General features: G+C 64.6%; 12 protein-coding genes. 10 read left to right on the top strand and 2 right to left on the bottom strand.

Translation table 11 applies throughout. The features are described from left to right. The first annotated feature begins 86 nt into the window (after positions 1 to 86). Both LDB05_RS04110 and LDB05_RS04115 read left to right on the top strand, forming a co-directional pair. Entirely contained in the window at positions 87 to 2,759 is a 2,673-nt protein-coding gene (locus LDB05_RS04110; RefSeq protein WP_226006658.1) for a hypothetical protein, read from the top strand. Between the two features lie 551 nt (positions 2,760 to 3,310). Beyond that, a complete protein-coding gene (locus LDB05_RS04115; RefSeq protein ID WP_226006659.1) occupies positions 3,311 to 3,703 on the top strand; it encodes an SPW repeat domain-containing protein in 393 nt (130 codons plus the stop codon). A gap of 86 nt (positions 3,704 to 3,789) precedes the next feature. On the opposite strand, the gene LDB05_RS04120 is transcribed toward LDB05_RS04115, so the two are convergent. Then, a complete protein-coding gene (locus LDB05_RS04120; protein WP_226006660.1) occupies positions 3,790 to 4,779 on the bottom strand; it encodes a nucleoside recognition protein in 990 nt (329 codons plus the stop codon). A gap of 135 nt (positions 4,780 to 4,914) precedes the next feature. Between LDB05_RS04120 and LDB05_RS04125 the strand changes: the two genes are divergently transcribed. Further along, the gene (locus LDB05_RS04125; RefSeq protein ID WP_226006661.1) at positions 4,915 to 5,508 is read left to right on the top strand and encodes an NADPH-dependent FMN reductase; all 594 of its coding nucleotides are present in this window, start codon (positions 4,915 to 4,917) and stop codon (positions 5,506 to 5,508) included. 39 nt (positions 5,509 to 5,547) lie between these two features. Here the strand turns inward: LDB05_RS04125 and LDB05_RS04130 are convergent, their stop codons facing one another. Then, a complete protein-coding gene (locus LDB05_RS04130) occupies positions 5,548 to 6,192 on the bottom strand; it encodes a hypothetical protein (RefSeq protein ID WP_226006662.1) in 645 nt (214 codons plus the stop codon). 480 nt (positions 6,193 to 6,672) lie between these two features. Here LDB05_RS04130 and LDB05_RS04135 point away from each other — a divergent pair, with 480 nt between their 5' ends. The 7 genes from LDB05_RS04135 (at position 6,673) to LDB05_RS04165 (ending at position 16,266) form a co-directional block, all read left to right on the top strand. Further along, complete coding sequence (locus LDB05_RS04135; RefSeq protein WP_226006663.1) at positions 6,673 to 7,218, top strand: hypothetical protein; 546 nt, start codon at positions 6,673 to 6,675, stop codon at positions 7,216 to 7,218. Between the two features lie 120 nt (positions 7,219 to 7,338). After that, a complete protein-coding gene (locus LDB05_RS04140; RefSeq protein WP_226006664.1) occupies positions 7,339 to 8,394 on the top strand; it encodes a DNA-methyltransferase in 1,056 nt (351 codons plus the stop codon). Between the two features lie 55 nt (positions 8,395 to 8,449). Continuing rightward, entirely contained in the window at positions 8,450 to 10,117 is a 1,668-nt protein-coding gene (locus tag LDB05_RS04145; RefSeq protein ID WP_226006665.1) for a gamma-glutamyltransferase family protein, read from the top strand. Between the two features lie 56 nt (positions 10,118 to 10,173). Next, positions 10,174 to 13,332, top strand: a complete 3,159-nt coding sequence (locus LDB05_RS04150; protein ID WP_226006666.1) for a PAS domain S-box protein — start codon at positions 10,174 to 10,176, stop codon at positions 13,330 to 13,332. Positions 13,333 to 13,478: 146 nt separating this feature from the next. Next, entirely contained in the window at positions 13,479 to 13,742 is a 264-nt protein-coding gene (locus tag LDB05_RS04155; protein WP_226006667.1) for a HalOD1 output domain-containing protein, read from the top strand. A 119-nt stretch (positions 13,743 to 13,861) separates the two neighbouring features. Continuing rightward, complete coding sequence (locus tag LDB05_RS04160) at positions 13,862 to 14,740, top strand: universal stress protein (RefSeq protein ID WP_226006668.1); 879 nt, start codon at positions 13,862 to 13,864, stop codon at positions 14,738 to 14,740. 122 nt (positions 14,741 to 14,862) lie between these two features. Continuing rightward, on the top strand, positions 14,863 to 16,266 hold the full coding sequence (locus LDB05_RS04165; RefSeq protein WP_226006669.1) for an aryl-sulfate sulfotransferase: 1,404 nt from the start codon (positions 14,863 to 14,865) through the stop codon (positions 16,264 to 16,266). Positions 16,267 to 16,595 lie beyond the last annotated feature (329 nt).

Genomic DNA, 16,595 nt, shown 5'->3' on the forward strand with positions numbered 1-16,595 from the left:
ATATTTATTTAACTTTTAAGAAGAGGAAAAATTATCATTTTGAAGAATTGTTTTTATAATATGGGCGTATAGTATTCCGAGTCTTCATGACAGATCACGATAGGCGGACGTTCCTACGATTGGTCGGCGCGAGCGGGGTCGGTATAGCGGCGACGGGGCCCGGCTCGGCCGCGGCGTCGAGTGACGGATCGGTCACGGCCGGCGGTGCGGACATCTGGAACCGGACCGACGAGTTCCACTACCTCTTTACCGACGTCAGCGGCGATTTCGACGTTACGGTACGGGTAGACAGTCTCGAAGAAACGGATCCGTACGCAAAGGCGGGACTCATGCTTCGCGAGTCACTGGCGGCCGACGCTGCGAACGTGATGGTCCGCAGGGCTCCGGACCACACCACCGTTCAGTGGCGGCCGGAAACGGGTAGCGAGGCTGGCAGTCTCACGTCCGACCTGGGCGAAGATTTGAGCGAGGTCTCGGGTGGCACGATGGAGGGCCGGTACCAACGACTCGTCCGCCGTGGCGACACCGTCACGGCGTACGGCTCATCCGACGGGACCGACTGGACCCGAATGGTCCAGCTTTCGGAAGCGGACCACGACCTGCCCGAAACGGGCTACATCGGACTAGCCGTCACGAGTCACAGTACGGGCACGCCGTGTACGGCGGCATTCTCCGAACTGAGCGGCACGACGCCGACCCACAGTCGGGACGTCGGCGACGTCGACGTTGACGGAAGCGCCAGTTGGAACGGCGCCTCGATCAACGACGGGCCGCTCGCAGCGACGGGACCGGCGTCGGCGCTGACGGAATCCTCGATGACTCTGAGCGGGTCGCTCGATCACCTCGGCACCGACGCCTCGATCCAGGTGGCTTTCGAGTACCGCGAGCGCGGCGCCTCGTCCTGGTCTCGGACGGACGCGGAAACGATCTCCTCGCGTGGCGAGTTCAGTCGGGACGTCTCCGATCTGTCCACGAATACCGAGTACGAGTACCGCGCAGTGGCGGTCGACGGTGACGGCGACCGGGTCGTGGGATCGACGGCGACGGTCACGACGCTCCGTCGCGATACCGATCCGTCGATCAGTACCGGCCCGGCGACTGAGCAGAGCGCCTCGACGGCGACCCTCTCCGGGACCCTCGAGTCGATCGGCGGCCAGGCCAGTTCCGCGCTGGTTTCGTTCGAGTATCGGGAAGTCGACGGCGACGAGTGGCAATCCTCGGGAAGCCTGACGCGCTCGGAACCGGGCGAGTTCGAGCAGACCGTCTACGGACTCTCGCCCGCGACGGACTACGAGTTCCGCGCGACGGTCGAAGCCGACGACGGCGATACCGACATCGGTTCCACGGTAACGGTCCGAACCGACTCGGGCGTCGACACCGACGCCGGGTCGTACTTCGATCCCGAGGACGGGTTCGCGGACGTTGACTGGTTCGACGACGAGGTCCAGGTCATCAGGATACAGGAACTGGATCTGGACGTTATCCAGGAAGCGTTCCAGACTGAGGGACCGCGCCTGATCGTCTTCGAAGCGAGCGGCGTCCTCGACATGGATAGTGCGCAACTCGAGATCACGGAGCCTAACTGCTGGGTCGCCGGGCAGACGGCGCCGTCGCCGGGCGTCACCTTCATCGACGGGTTCGTTCAGGTCGACGCCGACGACGTCGTGGTCGAGCACATCCGCGTCCTGCGTGGGGACCAGAGCGGAGGCGAAGGGACGGACCCGATGAACAGCGCCGATGGGACGGCGAACGTGATTTTCAGTCACTGCACATCCTTCTGGGGTCGCGACGAGAACCTCTCGGTCGGGTACGATTCCGACCGGACCACCTTCGCGAACTGTCTGATCGCGGAGGGGCTCGAGGATCCCGAGGAGAACTCCAACGGGACGCTGGTCGGTAACGGCGCGAAGAACGTCGCGATCATGGGGACCGTTTACGCGAAGAACAACGACCGAAACCCGCGTCTGAAAGCCGACACGGAAACCGTCGTGGTCAACGGACTCAACTTTTACCACGACAAGGCCATCTGGATCGATGGTGGTGCCGAGGCGGCCGTCGTCGGCAACGCCTACATCCACCGCTTCAGCTTCAGAGACCCGCTCGTCTTCGGTGACGGGAGCGTCTATTTCGAGGACAACTACGTCGCGGATCCGCCCCTGAACGGGCGGCCGTTCCAGAACGTCGGGACCGAACTGGAGTCGCCGCCGCTGTGGCCGGACGGACTCGAGGCGATGCCCGCTGGCGACGTCGAGAGCCATAATCTCACCTTCGCCGGCGCGCGGCCGGCCGATCGGATCGGACAGGAGGAGAAGGTCGTCCGGCAGATCCGCGACCGGTGGGGCGACCTGGACGTGGATCCGAATCGAGACAATGCCGGATTCTCGGACATTCCCGACAGTGCGGCGGAAGCGGGTGGGTACCCTGACCACGGAGGCACCACGCACACCCTGGAGGTTCCCGAATCCGGACTGCGCGAGTGGCTCCGCCGGAAGGCCGTAGAAGTAGAGGTCGGCGACGAAAACGACGGTGACGCCGGCCCCGATACGATCTTTGTCGGCGACTACGAGGCACGGGATCCGGATGATGACGGCCGCTACGAGGACGTCAACGGAGACGAGACGACCACCCACGGCGACGTCAATGCCCTCTTCGAGAACCGGGACGCCGATGGCGTTCAGAACAATCCAGACCCCTTCGACTTCGACGAAAACGGCCGATTCGGCTTCTCGGACATCCCCGAACTGCTTCGAGAGATCTGATCGAGCGATCGTCCCGTCGGCACAGCCCAGCGCTGCTCGACGTGGTCCGAACGGAGGTCGCTCGTGGGCGCTTCCGACACGCCTGAATCGGACCCCAAGTCGCCATCCAAACTGGTGAGGAAGAAAGTTAATTATTGTTCGATCCAAATCTTTCCCACCGCCGTAAATCCGCTCCCGTTGGGGGCGAAATGGCGGTACCAGACCGGACAGGAGCACAGGATACTGTACGTTACGTCGTCACACCACGGATTAGGCACCCACCTGCAACCACGGTATCCGTAAATCTACGCGCAGACGCGTGGGAGACTTCCTCACACCCTCCCACTCGCTGCGGCTATTGTGGAGTGGAGGCAACTCGTTTCCGGAAACGGATCGGAGCCCACCGCGAGGGCGCAACCACACGTTCGACCGGTTGTGAAATTCTCCGAGATTCAGTCCCTCCTGGAGTGACCGCCGTCGATATCGAGGGATCGTCTCGACGAGCAACCACACGTAACAGATATCTTCTATATCGACACCATGAAATATCTGGCAGTCGCTACCGTTCTACTATGAGCCGATCAGCCGACGAAAAGGCAGCGTTGGTCGTCCGAACGGCCGGACTGACGGCGGCACTCGGCGCGTTCGTGATGATCTCGACGGCCGTCTTCACGATCACGGACACGATGGGTATCCACAATGTCATCGTGGGAGCGATAACTGCCTTCGTCGCCTCGGTCCAGGCCTATCGGACGGATGAGCAGGGGTCGTTCAGTATCGCCTTCCCGGTAGTGCTCGCCGTGCTCGGGATCTGGATCGCGATCGCACCGAGACTGCTGTTCGACGTCCAGCGTGAACTGGTACTGGGGATCAACGGCGTCTCTGGGGTATTGATCGTGATCCTGTCACTCGCCGGGGTATACGGGACCGTCCAGACGTCGAACGCTACTGCGACGAGCGCGTAGTTCTGGCCCCGATCAGCGGTCGTGGCCGTTCTCTCGTCGGTGCACCGTGGATCGGAGACTCCGATACTCCCCTCCGGCGACCGACGCTAGACGACGAAGAAGGCCGCGATCGCGACGAGGATGAAGACGGCTTTGAGGCAGACGTTGACGACGATCACTTTCGTCCCGAACTCCGCCCCCCAGATACCGAACTGGAACGGGATCGAGCGCTTGACCGTCCCGATCGTCAACGAGACGAGACTGCCCACGAGCAACGTGATCACCGCCTCGTCTGGCGTCAGGACGTCACCGATCAGCGGTGCGACGGTGATCGCGCCCGTCGTCGGATCGACCAGCGAGACGAGAATGACTGGTACCGCTGCCCCCGGAAGACCCAACAGCCCGGCGATCGGCTCGAGAACGCCCCCGGGATCGTCGACCCCGACTGACGCGAATCCTGCGAGAATCCGGTCGGAGTACTCGAGCGCGACGAAGACCAGCGAGTAGACGATGGCGAGGCGCGGAACGATCGACCGGAGCCGCTCGAGGGCACTCTCCCCCGCGCTGTGGAACTTCTCGCGGTTCGTCCGGGATTCCTCGTCCGGTGTCTCGGGCTCGAGAGCGGCGCTGTCGTACTCGTAGCCGCGGAGGAGGAGGGAACCGGCGAGCAGCCCGACGCCCGTAATGGCCAGCGAGATGCCGGCGCGAGCGCCGACGTACATGAGTCCGACCTGTAGCCCCAGAATCGGCACGAGAACCGGGCCGTAGTAGGTGAAGATGTGCTGGACGAAGCCGAAGAAGGTGTTGATGACCACGGCGATCAGCGTGGCGCGGTCGTCGAGGAGCGCCTCCTCGCGGAATTCGGCGAGCATCCCGTAGCCCGCCGTCACTGAGACCGTGTTCGTGAGAACGGCAGTTCCGACCTCCGGCGGCAGGTTCGCCGGCTCCGTGAGGTAACGACCCGCGCGGGCGATGACTGTGACGAGCCCGTACTCTACCGCGAGGTTGGCCAGACCGACACCGGCGCCGATCAGGAGCGTGATCGTCAGTACACGCGGGAGCGCCTCGTTCAGCAGGACGGAGAGGACCGACTGCACGACGACGCGTTCGAATTCCGATACTATAGGGGCGTCGGATGCGGCGAGACCGACCGACTGCTCCCCGGAATCTGACTCCTGTCATCTGTCACTACATTCGGGTGGCTTTTGACGCTCCCTCCCGTCCGGACAGGCATGAGCGACGACACACCCCACGTGGCTGCACTCTGTGGCAGTCTGCGCGACGGGAGCCATACCCGCAGCGCACTGGAGACTGCCCTCTCGGCCGCAGCGGAGGCGGGCGCGACCACGGAGCTGCTCGATCTCCGGGAGTACGAACTGCCGATTTTCGACGCTGATCGCGACCGCGAGGCGGCGGGTGACGCCGAAGAGCTGTCCGAGCGCGTCCGTAAAGCCGACACCGTCATCCTCGGGTCGCCGATGTACCACGGCTCGTACGCCTCCCCGCTGAAGACAGCGCTGGATTACTGCGGCTTCGACGAATTCGAGGACACGACCGTCGGACTCCTCGCAGTTTCGGGCGGAGCCTTCCCCGTCACGGCGCTCGAGCACATGCGCTCGGTCTGTCGGGCGCTGAACGCGTGGGTGATCCCCCACGAGGCGGCGATTCCGAACGCGAGTGCCGCCCTGGAAGACGGCGAATTCGTCGATCCGAAACTCGAGAAACGGGTTCGCACGCTGGGTCGGCGGGCGGTGCAGTACGCCACGATCGAGCCGGACCCGGATTCCTTCGAGAGCGATCAGAACGTGGGTGCCGAGGGGAAGTAATCCGCGACGACGGCCGACAGTCGCCGCCGGCCCGCCGAGTCAGGGGTTGAGAATTCGCTGAAACCGGCGCTGGTGAGCGAGAAACGCGAAGATACCGAAGACGACGACGCCGATATGGAGGGCCACGATTTGGACGGTGGCCGTCGCGAAGCCGACGGAGAGCGGCGGTGAGGAAACCGTCCAGTCTGTAAACCAGGCCGTCGCGAGCAGCGTCGCCGCACCGGCCGCCAGCAGGACACCCGGAACCAGCGGTCGGACCGCCACGCCGCCGATCGACGGCAGTCCGAACGCGCGCCGCTCGAGGACGAACTGCGTCGTCAACAGTCCAGCGAGGAGGGTCGTTGCGACGACGATACCGGACCCGCCGCCGATCAGTTCGGCGACGAGCAGCCAGACGATCCAGCCGGTCGTCAGGACGACCGCCGAACCGAGCTGGTGGGGTTCCAGGAGGTTTCCGAGGTTGTGGACCGTTGCACCGAGCACCACCGTTCTGAGGAGGGAGCCACAGAAGAGAATCCCGAGTCCTGCGAGCGCGGTCGACGCGGTCCGCGGGCCGACGACGATACCGAACCAGAGGCCGACCGCGAGCGTTTCGACGGCCGCAGCCGAGAGCGCGGCAGCGACGCCGACGACGCGGCGCTGTGTCGTCCGGCCGAGGACCTCCGGTTGCCGAATGACGCTCATACCTGAGCGCTTACAGTGGAACCCCTTTCGTTATGAGAGGCATTCTCGAGGGCAAACCGGGGGACTCTTCCCGTCGATACGATTTTATACGACAGGCAGCTTCCGATTGATCAATTGCGGTACCGTCCCGAGCGGCCGCACTGGTGACCGTCGCGGCTCGATGCTCGAGCCGCATCGCCACGGCCGTGCGTACGCACGGGTTAGCAATTGGGTTCGGACGGCACTCCTCGGTCAGGTTCTGGTTGAACGGTTGACCACTCTCGTTTCCGGGCCCGGTGGGACGTTTCCTTCGGTGCGGCGCAGATCGGTACTCAGCGCTAGAGCGCACCCTTACCTTGTCGTTAGATATCCGTAACAACAGTACGGTTCGGATATAGTGTACCTCGGGGCGGATTAAGCACTGAATAACGCACGTGGAGACGGATCCGGTGACGGAAACGGTGGATAGAACTATGTACGGTGGTGTGGTCGTGGCGGATTATGCCCGAGATGGAACAACAAGACAAGACGCTGTCCGAGCTCATCGTCAAAGAAGCGGTCAACAGAGGGATGGAGTCGCCGATGCGCGAGTCGATTCTCGAGGCCGTCGAGGAGTCGGAGGGCGGCCGGTCCGGCGGCCGGCTCCCGCTGGCGGGAGCCCTGTTCGGCCTCGGTGCAGTCGTCGGATTTCTGGTGGGGCGGGAATCACCCACGCTCGAGGAGTCGCCGATCGAGGACATCGAGGAGCCGGAGATCATCGAAGACGTGATGGAAACCGTCGAAGAGACCACCGAGACGACGCCAGAGCTGACGAGCGACGCCGACGAGAGCGGGGGCGGGTCGGGGTCGCGTCTGCCGCGACTGCTGCTCGTCCTCGGTGCCGCCGCCGGGGCAGTGGTACTCCGGCGTCGTCTCTCGGCGGGCGAGGAAGAGGAGTGGGAGCCGATCGAGGAGTTCGAACCGGCGACGAGCGGCGAACCCGACGAGGAGAGCGGGGAAGAAATGGAGGAGGAAGGCGAAGGGATGGAAGAGGAAACCGAGGAGTAGCGACGCCTTTCCATCGATCACATTCGTGCGGGTGCTATCCGACATACCGTTTTTGGTGCTGAAATCACGTCACCGCCCTGACGAAGGAGATAAGGGAGCCACGCCGACAGTGTGAATCCAATGGAGACGACCCACCGCGTGTTCGTCGGCGATTCTCGCGATCTCTCGGCGGTCGCCGACGAGTCCGTCGAGCTCGTCGTCACGTCCCCGCCGTATCCGATGATCGAAATGTGGGACGACCTCTTCACGGAGCTCGATCCCGCGATCGACGACGCGCTGGCGGCCGGCGACGGCTACGACGCGTTCGAGGCGATGCACGCCCAGCTCGGTCGCGTCTGGGACGAAATCGAGCGGGTGCTGGTCGACAGCGGGATCGCCTGTATCAACGTCGGGGACGCGACCCGGTCGGTCGACGGAAGCTTTCGGGTCTACCCGAATCACGCTCGCGTGCTCGAGGCCTTCGAGGACCGCGGATTCGAGCCCCTGCCGGACGTGCTCTGGCGCAAGCCGGCCAACAGCGCGGCCAAGTTCATGGGCAGCGGGATGATTCCGCCGAACGCCTACGTCACGCTGGAACACGAGTACATCCTGGTGTTTCGAAAGGGGGCAGAGAGCCGCGAGTTCGAGCCGAAAGCCGACCAGCGGTACGAGGCGGCCTACTTCTGGGAGGAGCGCAACCGCTGGTTTACCGACGTCTGGACCGAGGTCAGGGGCGAGCTACAGGCGATCGACGAGTCCGCGGACGACGACCTGCGAGAACGGTCGGCGGCCTACCCCCTCGAGATCCCCTATCGGCTGATCTGCATGTACTCGGCCTACGGCGATACCGTGCTCGACCCCTTCTGGGGGACCGGTACGACGACGCTCGCGGCGATGTGTGCCGGCCGGAACTCGGTCGGTTCGGAACTCGAGGCGGCCTTCCTCGAGGTCTTCGACGATCACGTCGACGACGTCCCGGCGCTGTCGCGATCGATCGGACGGGCGCGCCTCGAGCGCCACGAGGAGTTCGTCGAGCGCCGCCGCGACGACGGCAAGGGGTTCGAGTACGAGGCCGACTACTACGAGACGCCGGTCGTGACGAAGATGGAACGCGGCCTCCGACTGCGCGAAGTGAGCCGTATCGACGAGATCGACGACGGCTACCGGGTCGATCACGCGCCGCTCGCGCTCGAGTGAGGCGTCGCGACTGTCGGGACGCTAGTATTTTGACCGTCGGATCGTCTCTATGGGTATGGACGACACTGCGGATCTCGACCGGTTCGACTCGCGGCGGTCGACCGTCTACGCGTCTCGCGGGATGGTCGCGACGAGCCAACCGCTCGCGGCGCAGGCCGGCGTCTCGATCCTCCGCGACGGCGGGAACGCCTTCGACGCAGCGGTCGCGACGGCGGCCGCCCTGAACGTCGTCGAACCCACATCGACGGGGCTGGGCGGGGACGTCTTCGCGCTCTATCGGACCGCCGACGGCGAGGTCGGTGCGATGCGCGCTTGCGGCGGTGCCCCGGCCGACGCGACGATCGACGCCGTCAGGAGCGCGCTCGAGGCCGACGACGACCGCGAGCGCTACTACCCCGAATCGCGCGGGTACGCCGTCGACGGCGACGCGAGCGGCGACGACCTCGGAATGCCCTTCCTCGGGCCGCACGCGGTGACGGTACCCGGAACCGCGCGGGGTTGGGAGGCGACGGTCGAGCGGCTGGGTCGGAAATCGCTGGGGACGGTCCTCGAGCCCGCGATCGAGTACGCGACCGAAGGGTATCCCGTCTCGCCGGTGATCGCCCACCACTGGACGGGGGCCGAGGAGCTGTTCACGGACGCCCACGCTCGCGAGGCGTACCTCTTCGACGGCGAGAGCCCGGAGCCGGGGCAGACGGTTCGATTGCCGAAACTCGGCAACTCGCTGCGAACGATCGCCGAGCAGGGGGCCGACGTCGTCTACGAGGGCGCGATCGCCGACGAGATCGTCTCCGAAGTTCGAGCAGCCGGCGGCCTCATGACGCGAGACGACCTCGCGGGATTCGAACCCGAGTTCGTCGGCCCGGTGAGCACGACGTACAACGGTGCTGAAGTGTACGAACTGCCCCCGAACAATCAGGGACTGATCGCGCTCGAGGCGCTGAACATCGCCGAGGAGATCGGTGCGGGGGACCACGATTACGACTCGCCGGAACGGGTCCACGCCTTCGCCGAGGCGACGAAGCTCGCGTTCGTCGACGGCCACCAGTACGTCGCGGACCCGGACTACGAGTCGATCCCGCCGCTCGCGTCGAAGTCGTACGCTCGAGAGCGAGCGCGCGCGATCGGCTCGGAGCCGATACGCGACCCCGAGATCGGGGTTCCGAACGCGACCGCCGAGGACGCGGACACCGTGCTCCTGACCGTCGGCGACGAAGAAGGCAACCTCGTTTCCTACATCAACTCGCGCTTCGCCGGCTTCGGCAGCGGCCTGGTCGCCGGCGACACCGGCATCGCGCTCCAGAACCGCGGGGCGTCGTTCTCGCTCGATCCCGACCATCCGAACAGCCTCGAGGCGGGCAAGCGCCCCTTCCACACGCTCGTCCCTGCGATCGCGAGACTCGACGAGGACGACTGGATGGCGTTCGGCGTCATGGGCGGCTACATGCAGCCACAGGGACACGTGCAGGTCCTCTCGAACGTCGTCGACTACGGACTGTCGCCGCAGGCGGCGCTCGACGCCCCACGCTGGCGGTACCGCGAGGACGGGTGCTTGGGCGTCGAGGAGCGGCTCTCGAACGCGTCGGCGCTCGCGCGACGGGGCCACGACGTCCGCGTTCTCCCGCCAGTCATGTTCGGCGGGGCTCAGCTCGTTCGCCGGCGCGATGGCACCCTCGCCGGTGCGACCGAGCCGCGCAAAGACGGCGTCGCAATCGGGTATTAAATTCTTGAAACGAAAATCGACGCGAACTTTTTATTCGTGCCGGTCTACGCAGCGATATGGCTCGCGGTCTCGAGGACGTCGAGGCGACCCCGATACGTCTCCTCGCTGTCGGTACGTCGGATTGGATTCGGACGGCGACGGCGGGGCTCGCGGACGAGTCGATCACCGTTACGGGAACCGTCTCAAGCCCGTCCGAATTCACGGCCGACCAGATCGGCCCGGCGAACTGTATTCTGACCGACGACAGAGCGGTGCTGGCTGCCACGGACGGCGAGTGTCCGATCGTGTACGCCAGCGATCCGGCAGCGGATGATTCGGTCGCGCAACTCCGAGCAGATGGTGCCGCCGAGGTGATCGCCAAGACGACGATTCAGGAGCCGCCGCTGCTGGCCCACCGGCTCCGGCGGACGGTCGAATTCACCGCGTTGCAACGGGAGGGTCGCCGCGAGGAGGAGTGGTACGAGATCCTGATCGACCAGTCGTCGGACCTGCTGGTGATCGTCGACGAGGAGGGGATAGTCACCTACGTCAGTCCGGCGGTCGAACGCGTGGGGGGGTTCGATTCGGACGAAATGTACGGCACTCACATGCTCGATTACGTCCATCCGGACGATCGACAGACGGTAGTGGACGGCTTCGAGGCCGTTCGCAGTGCCGAGACCGGAGCGACGCGGACCGTCGAATACACGTGCAAGCACGCCGACGGCACCTGGTACGTTCACAAGGCGATACTCACGAACCGATGCGACGACGGCATCGTGGACGGCGTCGTCGCATCGATCCAGGACGTCACGGAACACCACCGTATCGCACAGGAGTTGAGCGAGTCCTTCGAACGCGTGACGGACGCCTTCTACGCGCTCGATGCGGACTGGCGGTTCACGTACGTCAACGATCGTACGATCGAGAACCTCGACATCGATCGCTCCGACCTGCTCGGGCGGCGGATTCTCGACGTCTTCCCGGAGATGGAGGACTCGCCGTTCCAGCGCGAGGCCATCGAGGCGATGGACCGACAGGAACCGCGCACCGTCGAAGCGCACTTCGAGGCCTACGACGCGTGGATCGAAGCGCGAATCTACCCGTCCCAGTCCGGTATCTCCGTGTACTGGCGGGACGTGACCGACCGCGTCGAGCGCAACCGCGACCTGACCGAACGGACGGAGCGGCTCCAGACGCTGGTCGAGAACGTCCCCGTCGTATTATTCGTTCTCAGCGAGGACGGAACCTTCACGCTCGCCGACGGACGAGGGCTCGCGAACCTCAGCTTCGACTCCGAGGAGATCGTCGGGAACTCGTTTTTCGACCTCCTCGAGGACTATCCCGAGGTCTGTGCCGATGCGAGGACGGCCCTCGAGGGAACGGAAGTCAACTCGCGTCGACGGCTGGGGGATCGCGTCTTCGAAACGTGGTACCGCCCGATCACGGACGACGGTGTCATCGACCGCGTCATCGGCGTCGCAAACGACGTCACCGAGCGGGTCCAGTATCAGGAGGCGCTCAACGCGTTACACGAAGCGACCAATCACCTGCTGAGCGTCGATTCGAAGGACGATGCCTGCGAGTATATCGTCGACGTTGCGACGGACGTCCTCGATCTGGACAGCGTCGTCTACCAGTTCGACGACCAGCTGAACGAACTGGTCCCGGCGGCGTATTCGACGGCCCTCGAGTCGGCGTTCGGTACGCCGCCGCGGCTCGGCCCCAACGGGAGCATCTCCTGGGAGACGTTCGTGACGGGTGAGCCGTCCGTCTACGACGACGTCAGGAACGCGACCACCGTCTACGACGAGTCGACCGGCGCTCGCAGCGGCCTCTACGTACCGCTGGGCGAACACGGCGTGCTCGTCGCGCTCTCGACGACGCCCGGAGAGTACGACGACGATACCGTGGAACTCGCTCAGCTGTTCGCGACGACGGCCGAAGCCGCCCTCGATCGGATCGGTCGGACTCGGCGGCTCCACGATCGCGAGCGGGAACTCAAGCAACAGAACCGGCACCTCGAGCGACTCAACGCCGCCAACGAGATCCGTCAGGAGATCGAACAGCACCTCTTGCTGGCCGAATCCCGGACCGAAATCGAACGCGGAATCCCCGACCTGCTCGCCGATCTGGAGGCGTGTTCGCTGGCCTGGATCGGCGAACCGGATCCGAGCGGCAACCGGCTCCAGTCGCGATCCGACGCCGGACTCGAGCGCGGTTATCTCGATGCGGTATCGGTAACGACGGTCGACGAATCGGCCGCCGAACCGGCGGGTCGAGCGGCCCGCACGCGGTCTCCGGTTTACGTCGAGAACGTCGCGGAGTCGGTTCACGACGGCGACTGGCGAGGAGATGCGCTCTCGAGAAACTTCCAGTCCGTCTACGCGGTCCCGCTGGTCTACGACGAATTCCTCTACGGCGTGCTGTCGATCTACAGCGAAGAACGGGACGCGTTCGACGAAACGCTTCGCACCACGCTGGCGGAACTCGGCGAGACGATCGCGTACGCGATCGACGCGGTCAAACGAAAGAACGCGCTGGTGGGCGACGACCGAACCGAAGTGGAGCTCGCGGTCGCAGCGGATGCGACGCTGTGTCAGCTCGCATCGGAGCTCGGTGACAGCGTTACCTACGAGGGTGCGACGACCCGAACCGACGGCCTGCAGATCGCCTTCGTCGCGGTCGAGGGACGGATCGACGATCCGACCGACGCGTTCGACCTGACGGCGATCGACGGAGTCAGCGAGCTCTCGACGATCGCCGAACACGAAGACGAGACGTTACTCCAGGTACATCTGACCGATCCGTTCCTCGGGTCCATCGTGGATACGCACGGCGTCCAACTTCGGGAGTTCGTCGCCGACGAGTCGGGCGGGCGTGCGATCATCGACGTTCCGGATGCGGTCGAAATTCGGGAAGTGCTCTCCGGCATCACCCGGAGCGGCCCGTCGGTGTCGATGATCGCTCGGCGCGAACAGACCACGGACGACTCGTCGACGGTCAGCGCGTCGGCGCGCAACGATTTGCTCGAGACGTTCACCGATCGACAGCGGGAGGTGGTCCAGGCGGCGTATCACGGGGGGTTCTTCGAGTGGCCGCGACGGGCGAACGGCGAGGAGATTGCGGCCTCACAGGACATCTCCCCGCCGGCGTTCCACAAACACGTCCGATCGGCGGAACGGAAGCTGTTCGCGGCGCTGTTCGAGGGGTCGACTGCCGTGGAGGTTAATTGATTAACCATCTTTTTTTGGAGCCATTACACAGTTAACGATCAGGCTCTTTGCAGGACCTCGTGAACTGACGAATGACTTCCCACGGACGTACTGGGGGGTACGTACTACCAATGACCGAAATGAGTTCAGAATCTCCGTCCACTGCAATGGGGGATTGTTATTCCGTACAGTACGATCGGCTCGACGACGAACCGCTCAGCGTTGCCGTCGCGGACGCCGTCGCAACGTTTCGTAATACGAGTATTACCGATCTCGAGCCGCTCCACTACTCGATCAACGCCGACGCACTCGAGCGGTTGTTCGAACCGCGCGCGAACGGGCTGCGGCCCGGTGGTTCCGTCACGTTCGAGTACAGCGACTGTCTGGTGACCGTCACTGCGAACGGCGAGATTCGCGTCGAGTCCGTCTGAGATTCGGTTTCGACCGGACGCTGCCCGCGATCGCACTCGGTCTGTTCCCAGTGCGAACAGCGTTCTCCTCGGCTTCAGTGGTCCCACAAACTAAGCCGGTCGGGGTCGAACAACCGCTCGTGACTACTCGACTACTCGTTCCGACCGACGGGAGCGACCCTGCGACGGCAGCCCTCGAGCACGCGATAGACATCGCGGCAGATCAGGATGGGACGATTCAGGTCGTCTACGTCGCGGACACGAAGGAACCGAGCCTGACGCGGCTCGGCGGCGACGTCGTCGACGTGCTCGAACAGGAGGGCGACGAGATCGCCAACGAGGCCGCCGCGCTGGCCGAAGACAGCGGCGTCTCCGTGACGACGGACGTCGTTCAGGGGGACCCGAGAACCGTGCTCACCGAATACGCCACCGGCGACGAGTTCGACTTCATCGTGATGGGTGCCCACGGACGCCGTGGCATCGGCGACTACGTCCTCGGGAGCGTCACGGACTGCGTCGTCAACCGAAGCGAGATCCCGGTGTTGACGGTTCGTGCCGCCGAGGATGCGACGCGGGCGTACCCCTACGACGACGTGCTCGTTCCGACGGACGGCAGCGACCACGCGACGGCCGCGCTGGAACTGGGAACGACGGTGGCCGAGCGACACGGCGCGACCTTGCACTTGCTCTCCGTCGTCGACGAACTTCCGGAAGTGATCGATACGGAATCGACCGAACTGTCGTCACAACTCGAGGAGAACGTTCAGGAACTCCTCGACGACGCCGAATCGACCGCAAAGCGCGCAGGAGTCGAGAACGTCACGACGGCCGTGACGGCCGGATCGGTCTCGAGAGAGATCACGTCCTACGCCGAGGCGGAGGGGATCGATCTCGTCGTCATGGGGACCCACGGGCACACCGGACTCGACCGTCACCTGCTCGGGAGCTTCACCGACCGCGTGATCCGAACGTCGCCGGTTCCGGTCCTCACCACGAGACGAGGCGACGAGCTGGAGTGACTGGCCGTTGACCGTCGCATCGCAGTACACCGCTCGAAGCAGCGTTCGACCGCCGACTGTCACGAACTGCGAACGAAGCATAACGGTTCCCCTGATGGCCTCACAGTACTCGACAGTGACCGATGCCTGACCGACCACGTTCATCGCTCGACCCCGTTCGATCGCTCCTCTCGCGGAACCGACTTCGGGTCGCCTTCGTCGTCGTTCTCGTCCTCTCGGCGGCCGTCGTCGCCACCGCCTCGTCGGACGAGATTTCGACGGCCTCGAGAGCGGCCGTTCCCGATGCGCCGCCGACGGAGAATCACACGGTCGTCACCGAATCCGGGCGAGCGGGAACGATAACCGCGTACGCTCCCGACGGCGAGGTGCTGTACTACAACAACACGCGGACGAAGTACTTCGACGCCGATCCCGTCGCGGGCGATCCGCTGACGGTCGAGTACACAGCCACGGACACGATTCACACTGAGGGACCGACCTGTTCGGAGCCGCCGTGTGCGCTGAACGTCATCGAGCGCGTCGACCTCGAGACCGGCGAGGTCGAGGTGGTCTACGAGCGCTACGACTACAAGGAGACCGCCGGCGAGTGGCACGACGCGGACCGCATCAACGAAACCCACGTCGTCGTCGCCGACATCGTCGCGGATCAGGTGTTCGTCGTGAACACCGAGACGGAAGTCGTCGAGTGGCTCTGGGACGCTCAGAGCGAGTTCCCCGTCGAGGAGGGCGGTCCGTATCCGGAGGACTGGGCGCACATCAACGACGTCGAGTACATCGAGGAGGGCGAGATGGAGGGGCGGATCATGGCCAGCCTGCGGAATCAGGATCAGGTGGTCTTCCTCGATCGACAGCAGGGGCTGCTCGAGAACTGGACGCTCGGTGCGGAGGACGACTACGATACCCAGTACGAACAGCACAACCCCGATTACATCCCCGAGAGCCGAGGCGGTCCGGCCGTCGTCGTCGCCGACTCCGAGAACGGCCGCGTCCAGGAGTTCCAGCGCGAGGACGGCGAGTGGACCCGCACCTGGGAGTGGTCCGACGACCGGATGCAGTGGCCGCGAGACGCCGACCGGCTCCCCAACGGCAACACGCTCATCACGGACACTCACGGCAATCGCGTCATCGAGGTCAATCAGTCGGGGGAGATCGTCTGGCAGGTCGAATCGACGCTCCCCTACGAGGCCGAGCGCCTCGAGACCGGGGCCGAGAGCGAGGGCGGACGGAGCGCGCAGGCGCTCGGCCTCGAGTCCCGCACGGCGGCCGAGAGCGACGACGGCGACGACGGCGGTCCGCTCGGCGTCGATCCCGTGGGCGTCGTCACGAATCTCATCGAAACGCTCCTGCCACACCGGATCTACAACGCCCTGTTCTTCGTGGCTCCCGTCTGGATGGGGGCCACCGAGTTCGTCGCTATCGGAGTCGCGCTCCTGACCGGCGTGATCTGGGCCGGCCTCGAGCTCAGGTGGCGGCTCCGGGACGCGGGCGTCAGGTTCCGGCTGCCCGTGTACCGGCGGGGCGACTGATCCCGTCGGACCGGCGATTTCGCCGTCCGTACCAGACTATCGGCGTGCGAACGTCTCCCTCCCCTCGGGGGTAGCTCGCTGCGCTCACTCACCACTCGACCGCTCCCGAGTGCCGCGTTCGTGGGCCGGTCCAGCGGGAACTGCGTTCCCTGTATCGACCACCGCGGTATATGATGGAAATTTATATTCACACTCATGTATGAATACTAAATGCGATAATAGTAAATCTTATATAAGTTTACCTGACATATTTAATCAGGGTTCTTTGAGATAGACCTAATAATAACATGGATACGGTCCGGTACGTCCTCCATCGAGATCCTCCAGTA

This window comes from Natrinema salinisoli, assembly GCF_020405205.1.
Classification (GTDB): Archaea; Halobacteriota; Halobacteria; order Halobacteriales; family Natrialbaceae; genus Natrinema; species Natrinema salinisoli.

Bases quoted from the DNA above. Each gene is read 5' to 3' on its own strand.
- LDB05_RS04110 (WP_226006658.1), top strand. From the start codon at position 87: ATGACAGATCACGATAGGCGGACGTTCCTACGATTGGTCGGCGCGAGC.
- LDB05_RS04115 (WP_226006659.1), top strand. From the start codon at position 3,311: ATGAGCCGATCAGCCGACGAAAAGGCAGCGTTGGTCGTCCGAACGGCC.
- LDB05_RS04125 (WP_226006661.1), top strand. From the start codon at position 4,915: ATGAGCGACGACACACCCCACGTGGCTGCACTCTGTGGCAGTCTGCGC.
- LDB05_RS04130 (WP_226006662.1), bottom strand. From the start codon at position 6,192: ATGAGCGTCATTCGGCAACCGGAGGTCCTCGGCCGGACGACACAGCGC.
- LDB05_RS04135 (WP_226006663.1), top strand. From the start codon at position 6,673: ATGCCCGAGATGGAACAACAAGACAAGACGCTGTCCGAGCTCATCGTC.
- LDB05_RS04140 (WP_226006664.1), top strand. From the start codon at position 7,339: ATGGAGACGACCCACCGCGTGTTCGTCGGCGATTCTCGCGATCTCTCG.
- LDB05_RS04145 (WP_226006665.1), top strand. From the start codon at position 8,450: ATGGACGACACTGCGGATCTCGACCGGTTCGACTCGCGGCGGTCGACC.
- LDB05_RS04150 (WP_226006666.1), top strand. From the start codon at position 10,174: ATGGCTCGCGGTCTCGAGGACGTCGAGGCGACCCCGATACGTCTCCTC.
- LDB05_RS04155 (WP_226006667.1), top strand. From the start codon at position 13,479: ATGGGGGATTGTTATTCCGTACAGTACGATCGGCTCGACGACGAACCG.
- LDB05_RS04165 (WP_226006669.1), top strand. From the start codon at position 14,863: ATGCCTGACCGACCACGTTCATCGCTCGACCCCGTTCGATCGCTCCTC.